Genomic DNA, 20,422 nt, shown 5'->3' on the forward strand with positions numbered 1-20,422 from the left:
GAGTATTAAGAACTTTCAAAGGGTATTTACCCTATATTAAAAACACCTTTATCTACCATCATTTGACTAACGGTGCACTTGAAGGTATCAATCATAAAATTAAAGTACTTAAGAGAAATGCCTATGGTTATCGTAACTTTTCACATTTTAGAAATCGTATTTTATTCATGTGTAAGTTATATGTACCATATACCGTACCATCTACTTCACTAGTTGCTTAATAGTTTAAGTCAAAAGTGATATACGAATAGCTCCTCCCCCGCACAACGTAGGGAAAGAGACATGTATCGTATACATTTCGGTGAGCCGTACATCACTTTGTGACTTAAAATGAAAAGATAGTGACTTAACATCTGTTAAATCACTACCTTTATAAGCTATCAACCCTATTTGACATAGAGCCACAAAAAAATTGGCATCCCGTACGGGATGCCAATTTTGATACGTCATTAAAATTATTTTAATGTTACAGTTGCGCCAACTTCTTCTAATTGAGCTTTTAACGCTTCTGCTTCTTCTTTAGATACGCCTTCTTTAACAACAGATGGAGCACCGTCAACTAATTCTTTAGCTTCTTTCAAGCCTAATCCAGTTGCTTCACGAACAACTTTGATTACTTTGATTTTGCCGTCGCCAGCGCTTGTTAATTCTACGTCAAATTCTGTTTTTTCTTCAGCTGCTGCTGCAGGTCCTGCTGCGATTGCTACTGGAGCTGCTGCTGTTACGCCAAATTCTTCTTCGATAGCTTTTACTAAGTCGTTTAATTCTAAAATTGTTGCTTCTTTAATATCTGCAATAATTTGTTCAATGTTTAATGCCATTATAATTTCCTCCGATTTATACATGTTTTTATTTTTGTTACACTAGGCAACTTTTTGTGTGGTTAATAAAATTAAGCCACTTCTTCTTTTTGTTCTGCAACAGCTTTGAAAGCCAATGCTGTATTGCGAACTGGTGCTTGTAATACTGATAAAAGCATTGAAAGCATTCCATCGCGGTTTGGTAAAGAAGCCAATGCTTCGATTTCTGCTTTTGAAGATACTTTACCTTCAACGATACCAGCTTTGATTTCTAACGCATCTGATTTTTTAGCAAACTCAGCAATAATTTTTGCTGGTGCTACTGCATCATCATTTGAGAATGCAACAGCTGTAGGTCCAACTAAAGCTTCGTCTAATCCTTCTAAGTTGTTTTGAGCAACTGCACGACGTACAATACCGTTTTTCAACACTTTAAATTCAACGTTTGCTTCACGTAATTGAACACGCAATCTTGTTACTTCATCAACAGTTAATCCTAAGTAGTCAACAATAACAACTGAAGATGCTTCTTCAATTTTTTTAGCAACTTCTTGAACTAACTCTGCTTTTTTAGCAATAGCTGCTTCGCTCATTCATTTCACCTCCATTAGATTTGGGGTAGCACTTTTTAAATAAAAAAGCCCTACATCACCCAAGACATAGAGAACCACAGAAATTTATATTAAATATCTATCTTCCTCGGTAGGATATTAAGGATTTCTCCACCCACTGTCTTTGGTAGCTTTTCACTTTCTTTATCTTACCCTTTTTACTTTTTTATGTCAACTATTTTATTAAAAAATCTTGATTTAGTAAATTATATAATTAAGTTAGCCAGTAGTACAAAAAAAGCATCTCATAGGATATACTTTTAGTAACAACAAAAAAAGGATACCAAGAGATGCAAGAATACTATAACACCAAAGGCAAACATATAACAGAAAAAGAACGTTACTTCATCGAAAAATGGAAAAAAGAAGGAAAAAGCAATAGAGAAATCGGTAGATTATTAGGAAAAAATCACCAAACCATCAATAATGAAATCAAACGTGGACTTATCGATTTATCTTTTCATGGCGGCACTAAAGAATACTTTGCTCAAAAGGCACAAAACGATTATCGTCGTTTACGTTTAGCCGTAGGTAGAACAGATACGTGGACGGTAGAAAAAGAAGCCCTCATCAGAGAAAAAATCATGGATAAATATTCCCCTGAAATGATTAGTCAACTACCTGATATGTCCTCTTGTACAACGATTTACACATGGGTATACAAAGGATGGATTACAGGTATTTCGCGTAAACATTTACTTTATCCTAGAAAACATAAACCGATAACATCAACTGAAAAACGACCACCAAGAAAGACTAATGCCCTCTCTATCGAACAGCGACCACAAAACATTAACAAGAGAAAAGAAATTGGGCATTTTGAAATAGATTTAGTGATTTTAAACAAGAAACGTGGTCAACAATTATTGACATTAACAGACAGAAAAACACGCTATGAAATCATTCGTCTGATTCCTGATAAAATGGCTCAAAGTGTGAATACCGCTTTGACGTCTATTCAACAAGACTATTTAATCCGCTTTTTAACAGCTGATAATGGTTCTGAATTTTTAAGATTAGACGAAGCCATCACTTGTCCTATTTATGATGCACATCCATTCTCTTCTTATGAACGAGGTAGTAACAAAAATACAAATCGATTGATTAGACGATGGTTCCCAAAAGGCACAACAACCGTTACTCCTAACGAAGTAACGGCTGTTGAACAATGGATAAATCATTATCCTCGTAAATTATTTCATTATTTGTGTCCTTATAATTTGCCTGAGATGGCTAACTTACTATTGTAATTTGTGAATCTTGATTTTCAAATATTAAAATTTTTTAAACGTTGTTTACTTTTGAAGTAATGTTTTATAGACTATATCATGAGTTTACTATCATAGGAGTTTATTATGAATATAACTAAAAAGAAAACAGCAATGGGAACAGCAAGTGGTAAAATTATTTTAATTGGTGAACACGCCGCTGTTTATGGACATCCTGCTATCGCCATTCCTTGTACAGCTGTCCAAACACATGTAAATATTTCTCCAGCAAAGAACGGCTTATATTTATATTGTGATTTATATGAAGGACTAATTGATGATATGCCAGAATTACTAACTGGTTTGAAAACAATTATTAACGCCACTTTATACTACTTAAACCAAGAACATACACCTCTACACATTCGTATAGAAAGCTCTATTCCATCAGAGCGAGGTATGGGGTCTAGCGCTGCTGTTTCTTGCGCAATTGTCCGTAGTTTATGTCAATATTTCAATAAATCGATTACAACAAAGGAACTAATACATCTTGTTCAAATTGCTGAAAAAATCGTTCATGGTAATCCAAGCGGCTTAGATGCCACCATTATTTCAACGGAAACACCTTTATTTTTTGAAAAAGGCAAACCCTTTAAAAAAATCAGCATAAATACGACTGGTTATCTCGTCATTGCAGATACAGGATTAACAGGACAAACAAAACAAGCCATTGAAAAAGTAGCAACCTTAAAAAAAGTAGCGCCAAAAACACATACATCTATCATGACCACATTATCAAATATGACACATCGTGTCACACATTATTTGGCAACCAATCAATTACATGCTTTAGGACAGACCATGACACATGCTCATCACGCTTTACAAAAATTAGGCGTATCGCATCCGTTATTGGATCAACTTGTATCCTTATCCTTAGAGCACGGTGCACTTGGCGCTAAACTTACTGGTGGTGGTTTAGGCGGCTGTATGATTGCTTTAGCAAAAACAAAACAAGATGCAGATGCTTTAAGATGTATATTACTATCAAAAGGGGCTAAACAAGCCTTTGTTCAACCTCTATAACCATAGTTTTGACTATGGTTTTTCTTTTATTTTTGATACACTGTATATAAAGGAGATTAACATGACGACGATAAAAATGAACACAGTACAAATAGAACAATTAAAAAATTTTTACCAAGATTACTTAAAACCAACATGCCCACCATACAGTTTATTTTCTGCTGTTAAAGACGGAACGACTATTACCGCTTATGAATCTGGCAAAGTACTTTTTCAAGGCTCTAATGCACAAGCAGAAGCACAACAGTGGGGGACTTTTGATATAAATGAAAAAAAGCAAGACAATAACTTACCTCCTAATTTCCAAACATGGTCTGTTATTGGTAGTGACGAAACAGGCACCGGTAGTTATTTTGGATCAGTTGTCGTATGTGCTACATATGTCAAAAAAGAACAATTAGCGTCTTTAAAGCAACTTGGTGTACAAGACTCAAAAAATTTATCCGATTCTCGCATTGCTGTTTTGGCAACACAATTAAAAGAAATAGTACCTTATAGCTTGCTTGTCGTTGAACCACCAAAATACAATGACATTCAACCAACCATGTCCCAAGGGAAAATGAAAGCTATTTTGCACAATTATGCACTCGAAAAATTATTAAAAAAAATATCCCCCGAGGTCCCTGACGGTTTGCTTATTGACCAATTCGAATTACCTCAAACCTATTTTTCACACATAAAAGATGAACCCGTTCAAATTAAAAAAGATGTGTACTTCGCCACAAAAGGAGAAAGTCATCATTTAGCTGTTGCATGTGCAAGCATTATCGCAAGATATGAATTTATTGAAAATTTAAAAAAACTCTCAAAACAAGCGGGTATAAACTTGCCATCTGGTGCAGGTCATTCTGTTGATGTTGTGGCAAGTCAATTACTCAAAAAAGATAAAAACGCACTATCTTATTATGCTAAATTACATTTTGCCAATACAGAAAAAGCTAAAAAATTAAAATAACCATATTAAAACCGGGATAATCATTTATCCCGGTTTAGTTATATGTCGATTTGGAATCCATTTTAGAAATATCTCTACTATTACATTGTTAATTGAATAATCATATTATATAACACACTACCAACGATACCACCAAGGATTGGACCTACAATAGGAATCCAAGCGTATCCCCAGTCTGAATCACCTTTATGTTTTAAAGGTAAAATGGCATGCATCAATCTTGGTCCTAAGTCACGTGCTGGGTTAATCGCATAACCAGTTGTAGACCCTAATGAAAATCCTATAGTTAAAATAATTAAACCAACAATCATTGGTGACATACCGTCACTTAATTTATTTTGTCCCATAGCTAAAATACCAACCATTAAAACAGCTGTTCCTAGCATTTCTCCAAAAACATTTGACCATGTGTGACGAATAGCTGGTGCTGTTGAAAAACAGCCTAAAACTGTGCCAGTGTCTTCTGTTTCTTGGAAGTGAGGATAAAAATGTAAATATAACAAAACAGATGCTGCCATGGCACCAATCATTTGTGCAATGATAAATGGTACCACTTGTGCCCAAGGAAAACTACCAATCACAGCAAGTGAAATTGTCACGGCAGGGTTTAAATGGGCAGGACATAAAAATCCAGATGCGTAAACAGCAATAGTTACTGCCACAGCCCAACCTAAAGTTACCATGAGCCAACCGGTATTCTGTGCTTTTGTTTTATTTAATGCAATACTGCATACAACACCGTTCCCTAATAATACTAAAATAAACGTTCCTAGCAATTCTCCAATGAATTGTGTCATTTCCGAACTCATACTATCTCTCCTTATTTCTCTATTTTTATGAATACCACATCGACAATATAACTTGGTTTATTCATTATTTTTCTATAAAAATCACTTTTTATATATCACTATTATACAGAATGCGTTTACAATTTTTAAGGGACAAAAACCATATTTTGTCACATTTTTTCTTTTTATCATGTATAATAGTTATAAAAGGAGAGATTGTCTATGAAAAAATCTATGGTCACTAAAAAGAAAATTGCAGATGCTTTTAAAGAACTGATGGTCAAAAATGATTTTGAAAAGCTAACCACAACAGATATTACAACATACGCCAACATACGACGACAAACTTTTTACAATCACTTTAAAGATAAGTACGACTTAATTATTTGGATTTTTGAAAATGAATTAGAACAACAAATAACACATCATTTGCATAACTACACTTGGAAAATCATACTCACACAACTACTCAAATATATTGACACACGTCAAGAGTTTTATAGTAAAGTTTTTCTCATTCTAGGACAAAATAATTTTGACGATTTTTTCACAGAACAATGCCATTATCTTCTTGAAATGGCTATTAAAGAAAAAAAGGTTGACATAACACCTTATTTAAAACAATCTTTTATTATGTACAATGCATCTGCATTAAGTAAATTTATTAAATCTTATTGTTTAATCAAAGAACCTTTAGCCTATCATGCAGATGAACTCATCATATTTATTAGTAGTCAATTAAATGACTTAAAACATACATATAACAAAAGCCATTAAACGCGTTTAATGGCTTCTATCATATCTTGTACATTTTGAATAGGAATAATTTTATCATAAATAGCATCATCACGGTGCTTTGTTTCATCAAAAGCAAAAATAATTTTATGCTTTTCTTTTGCTTTCTCGACAACATTATCTACTTCACCTAAATAATTGATATCTAAATAAATATCACATTCTTCTAATAGTCTATCTCTTGTTAAAGATAAAATATTAGGATATAAAAAGACGTTTCGATATTTACTTAAAGCAACTACTTTGGATGAAAAATAGGTTGGTGCTGCAATACAAAATTGACTATTGGGTAAAGCAATCACTAACTCTTCTATGTGAGCGATATTTTGTGTGTTTGTTAAAATAAATAGTTTTTTGTTCCCATAGTGTAGAAACATCTCTGTATTATAGTTGAAAATTTTCCATTTTCCAATGATGTCCGTCCAAGTTAACGCATAATAAAACCACCATGTTTCTCGCAAACGAATGGAACTGAATTGCCCCCAAGGCTTTTCTGCTGTGATGTAATGCACAATAATTGGTAGCGGATGGATAGTTTCAATGAAATCCTGTTTGTTTTCTATTTCCAACACCTTATCAAACCCAATCATTGTATTATAGCGTCTAGGTAAAGATAACCAATTATCTTTAAATGCCATATTTAAAATACTTTGATCGCCATTATTCACTGTATGAATAAATTCTTCTGTTAAACGTATCAGTTTTTCAGATATATTTTCTTCTTTCCAAAGAGCATTATTGATAAGCATGACACCCGCATTAAATTGATTGACATGATGCGGTTCATTTACAGCTCCAATATAATAATGTCCTAGGTCAATATCAAATAGGTGTGTAATATCTCCTGTCACAACAATATCTGTATCCAAATACAATACTTTTTCTTCTTCAACTAAATCACCAATTAAATATCTAAAATAGGTGGCTTGACTAATATGTGCATGTTGTGATTGATAATGACAATCTTTATCAACCATGTTCATATTGACAATCGAACAATTTACTTGTGTCAACACACTTTCTATATAAATAAACCATTCTTTAGGAATATCTTCATGAAGAAGATAAAATTTAATATATTGGTTATTGGCACAAATAGATTTAATCAATACATCTACTTTATCCAAATATTGATTATCCGCCGCTAATACAACTGCGTACATATGTATGACACTCCTATTCATTTAATATGACTACCCCATAAAAATTATAACACGCTCTATCTTTCCGTCAAGAAAATCATTCCCTACTTTTCATCATAAAAAAGTAGTGTCTTGTATAAAAATATTTATAATACATCTTTCAAAATACCAGTATTTTATATAATCTTAAGCACTGTTTCGTCACACCGTTTTCGTCAAAAACAAATACAAAACAAACAGAAATTGTACACTATGTTTTAATAAAAATGTTGTTGTTATGAGGAAAATATGGTATAACTAAATAGTATTTAATTAGTTAAGGAGAGAACAAATGATTAACGTAAGTGATTTAAAAGCCGGTATGACTTATGTGGCTGATGGAAAATTATGGAAAGTACTTGAAATCAGTCATCACAAACCAGGTAAAGGAAATACTGTCATGCGTATGAAAATCCGTGACGTAAGAAACGGTTCAACAGTCGACACAACAATGCGTCCAGATGAAAAAGTAGAAAAAGCACATATCGAGAAAAAAGAAGTGCAATACTTATACAACATGGACGGTACAGCCGTATTCATGGATTTAGAAACATACGAACAATATGAAATCCCTCAAGATAGCATTGAAGAAGAATTAAAATATATTTTAGAAAACATGAATGTAAAAATTGAATTCTTCGGTGATGAAGTGGTTGGCGTAACATTACCAACAACTGTTGTATTACAAGTTTCAGAAACACAACCATCTATCAAAGGTGCTACTGTTTCAGGTTCAGGTAAACCTGCTACAATGGAAACAGGTTTAGTTGTAAACGTACCTGACTTTATCGAAGCAGGTGAATACTTAGAAGTAAACACAGCAGAAGGTACATACGTAAGACGTGCTACAAAATAACACCTAAAAAGTAACTATAAGTTGAAACAACATTTTTAGACGTTGTTTCAACTTTTTGTTTATATGCTCTTTATTATAAAAAAGTAGTGAATGGCACAGCCATTCACTACCAAAAAACTTTCTCATTCTCTTTACCAACATAATTGATGAAGAGTCTTTATTCTTCTTCTGCTAAAAATGTGTTTAATACTTCTTCAACCATATCCCATTCTTCGTCTGTTTCGATTGGTAGCAAATCTCCTGCTCCACCTTCTTCATTTTCTTTAAATGCGTATGCTTGAATTTCTACTTCATCATCTTCGCTTGTCCCTGCAGGATATAATAATACATAAGATTTACCAAAATCGTCTGAGTCGAATGTAAATAAAATTTGATATAATTCTTCATTTCCATCTTCATCAACAATTGTGATAAATTCTTCATCGTGCTCGTGATTATGTTCAGTCATAAAACTTTCTCCTTACTTTTGTCTATCTAAATAATTTTGCAACAAAATAACTGCAGCTAATTTATCGATGACTTTTTTTCTTTTTTTTCTTGATACATTCCCCTCATCAATTAACATACGCTCCGCTTGAACTGTCGTTAAGCGTTCATCTTGGAAATCAACTGGTAAATGTGTTAACTCTGCTAATAAAGCAGCATAATGTCGAGAGGCTTCTGCTCTAAACCCTTCTGAGTTGTCCATATTTTTAGGTAAACCTATGACTATTTTTTCAACTTTGTATTCTTGAATAATTTTTTGAATATCATCTAATCCAAATTGTTGTTTTTCCTCATCAATTGATAAAATACCAATTCCTTGAGCTGTCCAACCAAAAGGATCGCTCACAGCCATACCAACTGTTTTTGAGCCAACGTCTAAACCTAAAATTCTCACTTGTCCTCTCTCCCATGCGATGCTAAGTAGGCTTTTAATAATTCTTCCAGAATTTCATCACGCTCGTAATGTCGAATGACATTACGTGCATTGTTATGTCTTGGAATATATGCCGGATCTCCTGACATTAAGTATCCAACAATTTGATTAACCGGTTGATACCCTTTTTCTTTTAAAGCATCATACACACATAAAATCGCACGTTCCAGTTCTTTTCCTTCAAAATCTTCTTTATTGAATAACATTGTTTCATCAACAAATTCCATACATAACACCTCTTTTCGCTTTGTTTCTATTCTACATCAAAACAATAAAAACAACAACTTATATTACTTTATGTTTAATCGGCTTTTCTTGCATCATTGTGACTGAAGTAAACAACATTTGGTAACACTTGTCCGTCTTGATATAATTCTGAGAATGTTACAAATTCAAAGCCGCGTTCTCTTAACCCCAAAATTAAACTCTCAACAGATTGTGCAGATTCTTCATGAATATCATGCACTAAAATAATAGAGCCTCCAATCGTTGTATCTAATACTTGATGTTGGATAGAATTTACATTACGTGATTTCCAGTCTTCACTATCAATATTCCATAAAGCAATCGGTAACTTAGCCAATTCTGCGACTTTTTGATTATACGCTCCATACGGAGGTCTTAATGATTTTGGTTTCACCCCTGTAATATCTTCAATCATTTTTTGTGTTTTACCAATTTCTTCTTTAACTTCATCGTCCGTTAAAGTTGGTAAACTTCTATGCGTAAATGTATGATTACCTAACTCATGACCTTCTTGTACTTCTCGTTTTAATAAGTTTTCATTTCCCGCAATATTTTGTCCTAAAATAAAGAATGTCGCTTTAACATCGTATTGTTTCAACACGTCTAAAATTCTTGGTGTTGTATCCGCTCTTGGACCATCATCAAATGTCAAAGCAACTTTGTTCGTTGCTCCATTATTTCTAATCGTCGCAATAATCTCATCAAGACGACTAGCAATTAGTTTTTCACGTTTTTCTTTAATTCCTGCGATACGTGATTGATAAATTGATTTATGTGCATCTGATAATAATAAATGCTCTTTAAAATAAGGTACGAGAGCATCTATATTCAAAGCTACCGGACTCAACATACCGTCTTCTTGTTTCACAAGAACACTAAATCCATCTGGATTATAGATATAACCTAATGTTTTTAATGTATCTACAGAAAGAGAAGCTTGTAATAGTTGTTTTTCTTTTTCATTTGTTACTTGATTGATTGTAGACATTAAAGCAGATAAAATATCATCTTTTTCTAAAGAAAATGATTCAAATAATCCTTCAAATGTTAAATTTCTACCACCGTAATAATATTGTGTTGCTAATAAAGAGGATGTGTCTTTTTTGTAGTTACCAAACCCATATTTATAGACATCTTTATATAAGTCATAACTCATATACCCATTTCCTCTATCCGTTTTTTTATAGTAAAAAGATACTACATCATGATCGGATTGCTTCACAATTTGATTATCCATAAATGTATTCACTAAATCAGATAATCCTTCCACTTGTTTTCCTGTATTATCTACTGGAAAATAACCAAGAGCGGTTGTGTCATTTAATGTTTTATCTGCATACTCAACATTCCCCGCTTCATTTTGTGCGATTTGCCCTGCTTCATTCAACACTCTTTGATACGCACCTGGTAAAGCTTGTTCATTATAAAATATATAGCCAGCAAGTACCAATAAAAGCAACAACACCACTGTCATCATATATAGTGTTAGTTTCATAGTTTTAGATTTCATTATTCATAACTCCCTTACATTCTTTACAATAGCCAAATACTTCTAGTCTTGGAGATACAGGGTCAAAACCATATGTTTTTTCTAATTTTTGACACATATCTTCAAGTGCTGAATACTCAAAATCAATCACATTCCCACATTGCAAACAAATGGCATGATAATGCACTTCATCATCTTCTTTATAATCATATCTCGTTGCTGCATCACCATACGTTAGTTCCATAGCATAACCTAATTTAATTAAAGCATTCAAATTATTATATACAGTAGACAAACTCAACGTATCAAACTTATCCTTAATTTGCTGGTAAATATCCTGTGCCGTTGGATGCGTCTTGGATTCATAGATATACTCCAAAACAGCCATACGTTGAGGGGTTAGCCTCATTCCATTCTTTCTTAATCTTTCTTTTAATAAATCCATTTTTCTTTTCCATTCTATGATATAAAAAATCTTTAGTGCTTTAATCGACTAAAGATTTTTCCATTTATCGCCTACGAGATAATTGACGATATCGTTCATACCACAAGTTAACGTATACAGGAGAAAAAGGACCTTTCTCATTGTTAATCCAATCAACAAGAATACGTACATTTTCTTTCAGAATATGATCTATCTCTTTTGGATAATGCATTTTTCTTCGATGCAATTCATATTCATCTACATCTAACAAGCGTTTTTCTCCATCGGGAAAGACTTTGACATCTAAGTCATAGTCAATATATTTTAATCCCTCTGAATCAATCACATACGGCGAGGCAATATTGCAATAATAAGAAATACCTTTTGGTCGTATCATTGTAACCACATTAAACCAATAATGTTTATGATAATACAATAACGCTGGTTCTCTTGTTACCCACCTTCTACCGTCTGATTCTGTGACAAGCGTGTGATCATTGCATCCAATGATTGATTGCTCACTTGTTTTTAATACCATTGTATCACGCCATGTTCGATGCAAACTGCCATCATGCTTGTAGCTCTTAATCGTAATAAACTCTCCTTCACGCGGATGTTGCATCTATGCGCCAACTTTCTATCTAAATTTTGATTATATAATCAACTACACTCTAAGTATATCACAACTCTAAAGAAAAAAACGTAAAAAAAGAAAAATCACTGTAAAAAATTTTTAAGACATTTTGCATGATAATAAAACGCTAAAAAAACAGAACAATTTAACTTCTTTGTTCGTCTTTGTACTGATTTCCAATCTAAAGACACTAATTTTAAAGATTTCATCTTTGATCACAATTCATCTAAAGTAAAAATGAGCGAGTCCACATGAACTCACTCATTTTCAAAAATATATTTAACGTTTACGAGCTGATTTTTTAGATAAGCCAATTGCACTTAAAATAGCACTTAACCCAAATAATATAGTAGACACGCCTGATACATCTCCTGTATGTGGTAGAGTTGATTGAGTTGGTTTTTCTTTTTCAGTCATTGTCATTGTCGTTGTACTTGTCGTTGTTTGTTTTGACGGAATAATAGGTTTTGGTTTTTGTGTGATAGTTGTCGTAGTGGTTGTTTCGTCTTTTATTGGTGTAAATACCCACTCTCCAACAAATACAAGATTCTCTTTGTTAAATGCCGCTTTCTCTTTATCCCAAGCAATAAATGTCCATGTGCCAGATTGATCTGTATAACTTGAGGTATCAATCGCTGATACATTCACCTCTTGTCCATCTACACCAAGCACATTTGTATTAGCCAAACGATCTTTCAATACTTGTGGTAAATCTTTTCCTGTTTTTTCTTTAAAGACATAGGTTGCCGTGCGTATTTCTAAAATCGGTTTATCTGGTGTTTCCGGGTCCCCCAATTCATATTTATGTAATTTGAAGTCCCATGTACCCTTAAATACAACATCTGCATTCGTCACTGTCGCTTTCTCTTTATCCCAAGATACAAATGTCCACACCCCTTTATTGTCTTTATCTTCATACTCACTTGTATCAATACCTTGTGTGTCTACTTCACTACCTATTAAGACATCTGTTTTATTTTTATCAGCTAATCTATCTTGAATCGCTTGTGGCAACTCTAGAGTAACACCTTGTTGTTTTTCAAAGTTATATGTCACATTAAAACCTTGAGACCATATCGCATAGACCGTTTTATTTTCTGTAATAACTGCTGTTTCAGGGTCAAAATCTGCTGTTTTAGAATCTTTATTCTCACTCCACCCAACAAATATATAACCATCTCGTGTTGGATTAGCAGGTACATTTTGGTCTGTCAATGTATCATTTGGAATCGTTTTGTTGTAATCCACATACACACTAGCAATTTTATCTTTTGTTACATCTGTTTCAATATTTTTCATAAAGGTCACTTCTGGATTAGCAAAAGTAACGGCCACTCCAGCTGGCGGCAAAATATTGTTTACATCTGCTGGGAGTATAAGCCGTCCCACTCCCCCCCATACTTTCCCACCAATTTCTCCAGTTACGAAAATATTGTATTTTCTTAATGTTTCAATTTCAGTTGGCGTTAATTTATTAGCAGCCATATTTAAATCTTTTTCTACAATACGTTTTTCTTCTGTTTTTTCGTCATCGGTCATCATACGACGATTCGCAGCAATCGCATTGGCATCTTGTGCACTTACTTTAAAATTATTAGTGCCCTCTGTATCAAAACCAAATGACATCGGTGTATCTTGTTGTGCTGCCGAAAAAGTCTTATTAGCAATAGGGACAACACGAATAATAAATTCCTTAACATGATGTGTTGGAATATCAAATTCTTTACGTGCGACATTCTCAACATATGTATCCTTAACATCTGCTAATTGATTGTATTGTGAATCAAATATATATACTGGTCGCCATGTTTCTGATGTGAAATACGCTTTTTGAATTAAACCATTTGCATCTGTATAAGATAAACGATCATCCAGCGTTACTTTTAAGTCAACATAAGATGTTGCTCCTCCCGGTTGAGCTTTAGCTAGTTCAGCAAGCGTTGCTGCATCCGATAAATCTGGTTTAAGTAAAGCTCCCCAAAGAGTCGCAATAATAAGACTTTGCGATTGTTTCATTTGAAATGTCGAATTAAATTTAAACAAGCTATCTTCAGTAGTTGGTGACGTTACAAGTACTTGTTTTGTTTTATTCTCTGTTTCAAAATTATGGTGTTCTAAAATTGGTGAACCACTAATTGTGTCACTAGCAGATTTCTCTTGATTGATATTAATCGTTGCAGGTATGTCCAAACTCCCAATGAGTGGTATACCAGTAATTTTTAAGTTACCATTAACCGCATATGCATTTTGTGTTTGTAATACGGTTCCTGCCATCACAAAAGTAGCCATCAATGCCACCATACTTTTTGTACAAACGCGTTTATAAAATCTATTTTCTTTCAAAATATTTCTCCTTTCACTTTTATAATACCTCACATACACTAAAAAGAATGTAACCCTAGCCTCCCACATCATATATTGAACAATCTACTTAGGAGTTTTCTGAAAAAGAATTTATTTTTTCAAGAAACAAAAAGCTTTTATCCCTTCTAGAAAAGGATCTCTTATAAAAAATCTTATTTTTTATAAGAATTATACCATAACATAAAGAAAAATATAATTAGATTTAATGTTTTTTAACAAAAAAAATTTAAAATATTCGTGTTTTTAGACAAAAAAACAGAAAATAAAAATAACGTGTAAAAAAAGTCATCTCTCATTACACGTTATTTATCTATTTTTAATACACACAAGGCGTATACGTCGTTTCTGATTCAAACGTATGCCCTAAACGTAAAATAGTATCTCCAAAAGACTTTTGATTGATAGCATCTGGCAATATTTGTGTTTCAATCGCAATACCTACATGCTCTACAGGTTTTTTACCTCCAAAGAATGTCTTATCATCATAACCATTTGCTGTATATACAACCATTGCAGGTGAGGTTGTTTCAATTATAAGTTGTCTGCCTGTTTGTTCACAAGAAATAATACCAGCTACCCTTTCTAATGGATTTAATACAAACGCATGATCTAATCCTCCAGCAGCTTGAATTTGAGGGTGTTCACTTTTAAAAATGACACTCAAGTTTTCCCCTTTTTGTAACGCTTTTAAAAAATCTGCATCTCTATCTATTTTACCAGTTGGAATTTGTACATCATTTAGTTCTGTATATCCCGTAGCATTCACAGTCAAGTGATGATTGCTAACACCAATATCTAATCGTCCATTTAAATTAAAATAACTATGATTCGTTGGATTCACTAAAGTATCTGTATCTGTTTTTACAACATAGCGGATACGCCACTGCCCATCTTCAAATATGCGATAGTGAATCCATGTACGTAATTCTCCAGGATACCCACCCGTATTGCGTTGACGGTGTAAATAAAAAACAACTTCATCATCGCACACTTGAACGGCTTTAAACATGGCACTATCAAAACCTGTACTTCCTCCATGTAAATGGTTACCATTGTTATTTTTAGGTAAATGATACACCATACCATTCAGTTTAAACTCTCCATTGGCAATACGCCCTGCCACTGGACCTATTGCTGCACCAAGTTTCATAGCATTATCAATATATTCCTCAAATGTATCATAGCGTACAACAACATTTTCAAACACACCATTTCTATCCGGCATAGTATACTCTAAAACAGTTGCACCATACGACATCACACTAAGTCGATGCCCTTTTTTTGTTTCCAATGTATAGACATCTACTGGTTCACCATTTATTTCTCCAATAACTGCTTTTCTAAAAGGTTTCATTTATGACCTCCTTATTTCTTCTATAAATCGATAAAATGCCTCCTGCCCGACTACTGTTTGCTTAAAGACACCAGCATCTTCTAAAACACGTTCAAATACTTGTCCAACACCTTGCTCAACCGATATTCCTTTATCTTTCAATAACATTGCCCATTCTGTATGAATTGGATTGACACATACATCTTTTCCATCCAAATAATCTTGTACCACTTTTAATTCTTCTTTTAATCTTGGTGGTAAAATGGCTAGACCCATTACTTCAATTAAGCCAATATTTTCTTTTTTTATGTGTTGTACATCGGGATGTGGATGGAAAATACCGTCTGGATATTCACTGCTTGTACGATTATTTCTAAGAACAATATCCAGCTCATACATGTTGTTTTTATACCGTGCGATTGGTGTGACGGTATTATGCGGTACACCATTTGTACTTGCTTTTATATCGACTGTTTCATCACTATATGCTTTCCAAACGGATAAAATATGCCCACCTGCATCAATCAATTTGTCAATTGATACATCTTTCAAACGAATAACAGATAAAGGCCAGTACAATAGTGAGGCTTTTACACCTTTTATCTCCTCGATAGGTATTTCTCTAGCATTATCCATTGGAAACTCATGTCTACCTGCTTGATAATGGTCATGCGATAAAATTGAACCTCCCACAATTGGTAAACCTGCATTTGAACCCACAAAATAATGCGGAAATATTTCTACAATATGCAATAAATTCGCCAAACACGTCTTATTCACATTCATCGGACGTACCTCTTGACTTAAAAAAATACTGTGCTCATTAAAATAAGCATACGGAGAATACTGGAATCCCCATTTATCCTCTCCTAAACATAAACGAATAATACGATGATTACTTCGTGCAGGATGATTTATTCGTCCATAATATCCCTCATTTGTCATCGTTAATTGCGACTCGGGATAAGACACTTGCGTCATCTGTCTAGCTTTTGCAATATCTTTAGGGTCTTTTTCTGGCTTAGATAAGTTAATCGTTATTTCCAATGTGCCGTATCGACTGTCATGAGAAAATGATATATTTTTTTGGATAGCCCTTGTTTTTATATAATCATTATCTTGACTTAACTGGAAAAAATAACGTGTTGCTAATTCTTTAGATTGCATATATTTATCCCAAAAAACATGATTGACAACAGACGGTAGCGGGGTTATGACTGACATAATCTCTGCTTCTAACTGTTCTTTTTGTGCTAATGATGTATCAATAACACCTCTTTTTATCGCATCTTCAACGAATTTATCCAAAAGCTCTTGATAAGACATGTCTAAAAGGACATCATGCATTGGCTCATAAGCATCTTTTTGCAATACATGTAATAAACGGTTCGTTTGAACCACTTCATCTAATCGGTCAATGTAATTGTCTTGAACAGCTTTTTTTATAAATTTATTGATATACACATCCATATTCATATCTCCTTTTACACAACTACAAGAACTCAAAAGACGACTATCTTTTGAGTTCGTACGATTATTGTTTTAGTGCAGCCCCATTACTAATTTCTGCAATGTAAAAGGAAGGTTTATATCCAATTTCTTTCACATATACGTCTTCAACAGCTTGTTGAAAAGCATCTACTTTATCTTTTTGAACAATGGCAATCGCACAACCTCCAAAACCTGCTCCAGTCATTCTTGCACCGATTACGCCTTCTTGTTCCCATGCTGTATGAACCAATGTATCCAACTCTTTACCCGTTACTTCATAATCTAATTCTGTGGATAAATGCGACTGTTTCATCAATTCTCCAAACCCAACTAAATCCCCTGCTCTTAATTTTTCAGTGGCTTCAATAGTTCGTTGATTTTCACTTACTGCGTGTCTTGCACGTTTTACTAATACTTCAGATGACAGAACATCTTTATTTGCTTCAAAAATATCTATCGTTAAATCTGCCAATGTTTGAATTGATACCCGTGTTTGCAATTCTTTTAACGCTTGTCTTGTTTCATTGAAACGTTCGTTGTATTTAGAATCTGCCAACTCACGACGTTTATTCGTATTCATGATGACAATGACATTATCTTTTAAGTCCACTGGTACTAATGTATACTCAAGTGTTTGGCAATCTAATCTTATTGCATGATTTTCTTTACCCATACCTACAGCAAATTGATCCATAATACCCGATTGAACACCGATAAAATCATTTTCTACTTTTTTGCCCAATTTCACTAAGTCAATCATCTCAATATCTAATTGATATAATCCTTTAAAAATAACACCAATCAACAATTCAAACGATGCTGATGACGATAACCCTGAACCATTTGGAATATTTCCATAAAAGACGATATTGGCACCTGTGCGAATAGTATATCCTGCTTCTTTTAAGTATAAAATCATACCTTTAACGTAGTTTGTCCATGTATATGTTGTCGAATGTGTTAAATCCGTCAAATCACATTCAACAACACCGTCTGCTGAAAAATTTTCGGAATACAACATTAACTTTGTGTCTTCTCTTTTACTCGCGACAGCGTATGTACCCAATGTAATCGCACAAGGAAAAACATATCCTCCATTATAATCGGTATGTTCACCAATCAGATTGATACGTCCCGGAGCAAAAAAATTATGATGCTCTTTTGTATGAAATAATGTTTCAAATTTACTTTCTAAAGTATTAAACATTCAGAAACCCCTCCTTAATATATTAAGTCACCTACATGTTAACGCTTCCTATAAAAATAATCAATAAAAAACTACGTATTTCTAAAGAAATACGTAGTTTTTTACAAAAATGTAATACTTTCATCTTCTAAAGAGGCAATACGGCATAAAGAATATACATCAAACCCTGCTTCTTCTAGTTTTTGACGACCATCTTGAAATGCTTTTTCAATCAAAATACCTACACCCACTGTTTCAGCACCCGCTTGCTTGACAATATCGTCTAATCCGAGAACAGCTCCACCATTTGCTAGAAAGTCATCAATAATTAACACCTTGTCGCCTTTACTTAAATACTCCTTCGATAAAATAACTTTACTCGTCATATTCTTTGTGTAACTATAAATTTCTGTACTATATAAAGTATCTTTCGTCAAAGTAGTTGGCAATGTTTTTTTAGCAAATACCATTGGGACACCAAATGATAGTGCAGTCATAATAGCAGGAGCAATACCACTTGCTTCAATCGTTAATACTTTTGTCACGCCTGTTTCTTTAAAATGTTCAAAAAAAGTATCGCCTGCTTGTTTCATCAATGGGGCATCAATTTGATGATTAACAAATGAATCTACTTTTAACACATTATTCGGATATACTTTTCCATACTTTAACACCATTTGCTTTAATAGTTCCATGTTGATATACTCCATTTTTATTGTTTTTTAAGGTTAATTCTATCATATTTTTTCAACGAATAACAAGGACAACTTGTTAGATGATCGTTAATCATTCCACTCGCTTGTAAAAAGGAATAAATGATTTTTGTCCCGATAAATTTAAATCCCCGTTTTTTCAACTCTTTACTAATTTTATCGGATAAAGATGAAAAGCAAGGAACTTGTTCAATAGTTGCCCATTTATTTTGGATAGGTTGATAATCGACAAATTTCCAAATATAGCGTGCGAATGAACCGTAATCTTTTTGTATTTGTAGAAAACATTGTGCATTTGTTCTAATTGCATAAATTTTTAGTTTATTTCGTATCAAACGTGTGTCTTGCAGAAGCATATCTAATTGTTCATCTGTATACATCGCCAATTTATGATAATCAAATTGCTCAAGTATTTGTCGCATATTTTCACGTCTTTTTAAAATTAAATGCCAACTCAACCCTGCCTGCATTCCCTCTAATATCAACAATTCAAACAATTCTTGATCATCTGTTTTCGGTATACCCCACTCTGTGTCATGATAGACATTTTCAAGTGTGCTGTGCAATGCCCAATCGCATATTGTCATGTTCATCTCTCCTTTTAACTATACTATAAAAAATACTGGAAAAAATCAAAAATTTCATATAGAATGGAACAAGTATAAGAAAAGAGAGGTCAGTACAATGGGTAAATTTATGGTATTGGATCATCCGTTAATTCAACACAAATTAACAATGATTCGTGAAAAAGATTGTGGAACAAAAGTGTTCAGAGAGGTTGTTAATGAAATTTCAATGTTAATGGCTTATGAAGTATCTCGTGAATTGCCATTAGAGGACATTGAAATTGAAACACCTTTAGTGAAAACTGTTCAAAAAACATTATCAGGTAAAAAAGTTGCTGTTGTGCCTATTTTACGTGCTGGGTTAGGTATGGTAGACGGTATTTTAGAACTTATCCCTGCTGCAAAAGTAGGACATGTTGGGATGTACCGTGACCATGATACTTTGGAGCCAGTTGAATACTTTGTAAAACTACCATCTGATATTGCGGAGCGTCAATTATTCGTTGTAGACCCAATGTTAGCAACAGGGGGCTCTGCCGTAGCTGCGATTGATGCATTATTAAAACGTGGTGCTCAACCATCCTCTATTAAATTCGTTTGTTTAGTAGCTGCACCAGAAGGTGTTGCTGTATTAAGAAGTGCACATCCAGGTATTGATATTTATACAGCTTGTTTAGATGAACGTTTAAACGAAAATGGTTATATTTTACCAGGTTTAGGCGATGCTGGCGACAGATTATTTGGTACAAAATAACACAAATGCACCAAAGCATACAC

Annotated in this window: 23 protein-coding genes and 1 other annotated feature; of the genes, 7 read left to right on the forward strand and 16 right to left on the reverse strand. The window is 33.6% G+C overall.

All coding sequences use genetic code 11. The annotated features are described in order from the left end of the window. The coding region (locus tag GMA11_RS02845; RefSeq protein WP_163545706.1) for a transposase at nucleotides 1-221 on the forward strand (221 nt) is incomplete at its 5' end. A gap of 234 nt (nucleotides 222-455) precedes the next feature. Here GMA11_RS02845 and rplL read toward each other — a convergent pair. Further along, nucleotides 456-821 (reverse strand): 50S ribosomal protein L7/L12, encoded by a 366-nt coding sequence (rplL, locus tag GMA11_RS02850; protein WP_163545707.1) that lies wholly within the window; start codon nucleotides 819-821, stop codon nucleotides 456-458. A 71-nt stretch (nucleotides 822-892) separates the two neighbouring features. After that, entirely contained in the window at nucleotides 893-1,393 is a 501-nt protein-coding gene (rplJ, locus tag GMA11_RS02855; RefSeq protein ID WP_163545708.1) for a 50S ribosomal protein L10, read from the reverse strand. A gap of 32 nt (nucleotides 1,394-1,425) precedes the next feature. Beyond that, nucleotides 1,426-1,557, reverse strand: a sequence feature (ribosomal protein L10 leader region). A gap of 144 nt (nucleotides 1,558-1,701) precedes the next feature. Between rplJ and GMA11_RS02860 the strand changes: the two genes are divergently transcribed. The 3 genes from GMA11_RS02860 to rnhC all read left to right on the forward strand — a co-directional run bounded on the left by GMA11_RS02860 (nucleotide 1,702) and on the right by rnhC (nucleotide 4,660). Then, nucleotides 1,702-2,661, forward strand: a complete 960-nt coding sequence (locus tag GMA11_RS02860) for an IS30 family transposase (protein ID WP_163545709.1) — start codon at nucleotides 1,702-1,704, stop codon at nucleotides 2,659-2,661. Between the two features lie 105 nt (nucleotides 2,662-2,766). Further along, nucleotides 2,767-3,705 (forward strand): mevalonate kinase, encoded by a 939-nt coding sequence (gene mvk, locus GMA11_RS02865; RefSeq protein WP_163545710.1) that lies wholly within the window; start codon nucleotides 2,767-2,769, stop codon nucleotides 3,703-3,705. A 55-nt stretch (nucleotides 3,706-3,760) separates the two neighbouring features. Next, nucleotides 3,761-4,660, forward strand: coding sequence for a ribonuclease HIII (gene rnhC / locus GMA11_RS02870; protein WP_163545770.1), 900 nt, complete (start codon nucleotides 3,761-3,763; stop codon nucleotides 4,658-4,660). Between the two features lie 80 nt (nucleotides 4,661-4,740). On the opposite strand, the gene GMA11_RS02875 is transcribed toward rnhC, so the two are convergent. Beyond that, on the reverse strand, nucleotides 4,741-5,457 hold the full coding sequence (locus GMA11_RS02875; RefSeq protein ID WP_163545771.1) for an MIP/aquaporin family protein: 717 nt from the start codon (nucleotides 5,455-5,457) through the stop codon (nucleotides 4,741-4,743). A 213-nt stretch (nucleotides 5,458-5,670) separates the two neighbouring features. On the opposite strand from GMA11_RS02875, the gene dhaS reads away from it, so the two are divergent. Then, the gene (dhaS, locus tag GMA11_RS02880) at nucleotides 5,671-6,225 is read left to right on the forward strand and encodes a dihydroxyacetone kinase transcriptional activator DhaS (protein ID WP_163545711.1); all 555 of its coding nucleotides are present in this window, start codon (nucleotides 5,671-5,673) and stop codon (nucleotides 6,223-6,225) included. Here the strand turns inward: dhaS and GMA11_RS02885 are convergent. Then, entirely contained in the window at nucleotides 6,222-7,406 is a 1,185-nt protein-coding gene (locus GMA11_RS02885) for a glycosyltransferase (RefSeq protein WP_163545712.1), read from the reverse strand. The two genes, dhaS and GMA11_RS02885, sit on opposite strands and share 4 nt — an antisense overlap. 310 nt (nucleotides 7,407-7,716) lie before the next feature. On the opposite strand from GMA11_RS02885, the gene efp reads away from it, so the two are divergent. Next, nucleotides 7,717-8,280, forward strand: coding sequence for an elongation factor P (gene efp, locus GMA11_RS02890; RefSeq protein ID WP_163545713.1), 564 nt, complete (start codon nucleotides 7,717-7,719; stop codon nucleotides 8,278-8,280). A gap of 157 nt (nucleotides 8,281-8,437) precedes the next feature. On the opposite strand, the gene GMA11_RS02895 is transcribed toward efp, so the two are convergent. The 12 genes from GMA11_RS02895 to GMA11_RS02950 all read right to left on the reverse strand — a co-directional run bounded on the left by GMA11_RS02895 (nucleotide 8,438) and on the right by GMA11_RS02950 (nucleotide 19,666). Beyond that, on the reverse strand, nucleotides 8,438-8,728 hold the full coding sequence (locus GMA11_RS02895) for a DUF1292 domain-containing protein (protein ID WP_163545714.1): 291 nt from the start codon (nucleotides 8,726-8,728) through the stop codon (nucleotides 8,438-8,440). A 12-nt stretch (nucleotides 8,729-8,740) separates the two neighbouring features. Further along, a complete protein-coding gene (gene ruvX, locus GMA11_RS02900) occupies nucleotides 8,741-9,160 on the reverse strand; it encodes a Holliday junction resolvase RuvX (RefSeq protein ID WP_163545715.1) in 420 nt (139 codons plus the stop codon). Further along, nucleotides 9,157-9,426, reverse strand: coding sequence for an IreB family regulatory phosphoprotein (locus GMA11_RS02905; protein WP_163545716.1), 270 nt, complete (start codon nucleotides 9,424-9,426; stop codon nucleotides 9,157-9,159). The genes ruvX and GMA11_RS02905 overlap by 4 nt, the downstream gene beginning before the upstream one ends. Before the next feature lie 74 nt (nucleotides 9,427-9,500). After that, nucleotides 9,501-10,955, reverse strand: coding sequence for a polysaccharide deacetylase family protein (locus GMA11_RS02910; RefSeq protein ID WP_163545717.1), 1,455 nt, complete (start codon nucleotides 10,953-10,955; stop codon nucleotides 9,501-9,503). Continuing rightward, nucleotides 10,945-11,379, reverse strand: coding sequence for a Fur family transcriptional regulator (locus GMA11_RS02915; RefSeq protein WP_163545718.1), 435 nt, complete (start codon nucleotides 11,377-11,379; stop codon nucleotides 10,945-10,947). Before GMA11_RS02915 ends, GMA11_RS02910 begins: the two co-directional genes overlap by 11 nt. Nucleotides 11,380-11,443: 64 nt before the next feature. Further along, nucleotides 11,444-11,980 (reverse strand): DUF402 domain-containing protein, encoded by a 537-nt coding sequence (locus GMA11_RS02920; RefSeq protein WP_163545719.1) that lies wholly within the window; start codon nucleotides 11,978-11,980, stop codon nucleotides 11,444-11,446. Nucleotides 11,981-12,271: 291 nt separating this feature from the next. Then, the gene (locus tag GMA11_RS02925) at nucleotides 12,272-14,335 is read right to left on the reverse strand and encodes an SHIRT domain-containing protein (RefSeq protein WP_163545720.1); all 2,064 of its coding nucleotides are present in this window, start codon (nucleotides 14,333-14,335) and stop codon (nucleotides 12,272-12,274) included. 337 nt (nucleotides 14,336-14,672) lie between these two features. Beyond that, nucleotides 14,673-15,710: an aldose epimerase family protein gene (locus tag GMA11_RS02930; RefSeq protein ID WP_163545721.1), complete on the reverse strand. Its 1,038-nt coding sequence runs from the start codon at nucleotides 15,708-15,710 to the stop codon at nucleotides 14,673-14,675. Next, nucleotides 15,711-17,165: a UDP-glucose--hexose-1-phosphate uridylyltransferase gene (gene galT / locus GMA11_RS02935; RefSeq protein ID WP_370516571.1), complete on the reverse strand. Its 1,455-nt coding sequence runs from the start codon at nucleotides 17,163-17,165 to the stop codon at nucleotides 15,711-15,713. Nucleotides 17,166-17,223: 58 nt separating this feature from the next. After that, nucleotides 17,224-18,387 carry a galactokinase gene (locus GMA11_RS02940; protein ID WP_163545723.1) on the reverse strand — a complete coding sequence of 388 codons (1,164 nt, stop codon included), beginning with the start codon at nucleotides 18,385-18,387 and terminating at the stop codon, nucleotides 17,224-17,226. Between the two features lie 101 nt (nucleotides 18,388-18,488). After that, complete coding sequence (gene xpt, locus GMA11_RS02945) at nucleotides 18,489-19,061, reverse strand: xanthine phosphoribosyltransferase (protein ID WP_163545724.1); 573 nt, start codon at nucleotides 19,059-19,061, stop codon at nucleotides 18,489-18,491. Between the two features lie 17 nt (nucleotides 19,062-19,078). After that, nucleotides 19,079-19,666, reverse strand: a complete 588-nt coding sequence (locus GMA11_RS02950; protein ID WP_205422873.1) for a DNA-3-methyladenine glycosylase I — start codon at nucleotides 19,664-19,666, stop codon at nucleotides 19,079-19,081. A 97-nt stretch (nucleotides 19,667-19,763) separates the two neighbouring features. Here GMA11_RS02950 and upp point away from each other — a divergent pair, with 97 nt between their 5' ends. Next, on the forward strand, nucleotides 19,764-20,399 hold the full coding sequence (gene upp / locus GMA11_RS02955) for a uracil phosphoribosyltransferase (protein ID WP_163545726.1): 636 nt from the start codon (nucleotides 19,764-19,766) through the stop codon (nucleotides 20,397-20,399). The last annotated feature ends 23 nt before the right edge of the window (nucleotides 20,400-20,422 follow it).

This window comes from Granulicatella sp. zg-ZJ (genome assembly GCF_010892355.1).
Classification (GTDB): domain Bacteria; phylum Bacillota; class Bacilli; order Lactobacillales; family Aerococcaceae; genus WM01.

Coding starts and splice junctions, on each gene's coding strand:
- rplL (WP_163545707.1), bottom strand. CDS start 821: ATGGCATTAAACATTGAACAAATTATTGCAGATATTAAAGAAGCAACA.
- rplJ (WP_163545708.1), bottom strand. CDS start 1,393: ATGAGCGAAGCAGCTATTGCTAAAAAAGCAGAGTTAGTTCAAGAAGTT.
- GMA11_RS02860 (WP_163545709.1), top strand. CDS start 1,702: ATGCAAGAATACTATAACACCAAAGGCAAACATATAACAGAAAAAGAA.
- mvk (WP_163545710.1), top strand. CDS start 2,767: ATGAATATAACTAAAAAGAAAACAGCAATGGGAACAGCAAGTGGTAAA.
- GMA11_RS02875 (WP_163545771.1), bottom strand. CDS start 5,457: ATGACACAATTCATTGGAGAATTGCTAGGAACGTTTATTTTAGTATTA.
- dhaS (WP_163545711.1), top strand. CDS start 5,671: ATGAAAAAATCTATGGTCACTAAAAAGAAAATTGCAGATGCTTTTAAA.
- GMA11_RS02885 (WP_163545712.1), bottom strand. CDS start 7,406: ATGTACGCAGTTGTATTAGCGGCGGATAATCAATATTTGGATAAAGTA.
- efp (WP_163545713.1), top strand. CDS start 7,717: ATGATTAACGTAAGTGATTTAAAAGCCGGTATGACTTATGTGGCTGAT.
- GMA11_RS02895 (WP_163545714.1), bottom strand. CDS start 8,728: ATGACTGAACATAATCACGAGCACGATGAAGAATTTATCACAATTGTT.
- GMA11_RS02905 (WP_163545716.1), bottom strand. CDS start 9,426: ATGGAATTTGTTGATGAAACAATGTTATTCAATAAAGAAGATTTTGAA.
- GMA11_RS02910 (WP_163545717.1), bottom strand. CDS start 10,955: ATGAAATCTAAAACTATGAAACTAACACTATATATGATGACAGTGGTG.
- GMA11_RS02915 (WP_163545718.1), bottom strand. CDS start 11,379: ATGGATTTATTAAAAGAAAGATTAAGAAAGAATGGAATGAGGCTAACC.
- GMA11_RS02920 (WP_163545719.1), bottom strand. CDS start 11,980: ATGCAACATCCGCGTGAAGGAGAGTTTATTACGATTAAGAGCTACAAG.
- GMA11_RS02930 (WP_163545721.1), bottom strand. CDS start 15,710: ATGAAACCTTTTAGAAAAGCAGTTATTGGAGAAATAAATGGTGAACCA.
- galT (WP_370516571.1), bottom strand. CDS start 17,165: ATGAATATGGATGTGTATATCAATAAATTTATAAAAAAAGCTGTTCAA.
- GMA11_RS02940 (WP_163545723.1), bottom strand. CDS start 18,387: ATGTTTAATACTTTAGAAAGTAAATTTGAAACATTATTTCATACAAAA.
- xpt (WP_163545724.1), bottom strand. CDS start 19,061: ATGGAACTATTAAAGCAAATGGTGTTAAAGTATGGAAAAGTATATCCG.
- GMA11_RS02950 (WP_205422873.1), bottom strand. CDS start 19,666: ATGACAATATGCGATTGGGCATTGCACAGCACACTTGAAAATGTCTAT.
- upp (WP_163545726.1), top strand. CDS start 19,764: ATGGGTAAATTTATGGTATTGGATCATCCGTTAATTCAACACAAATTA.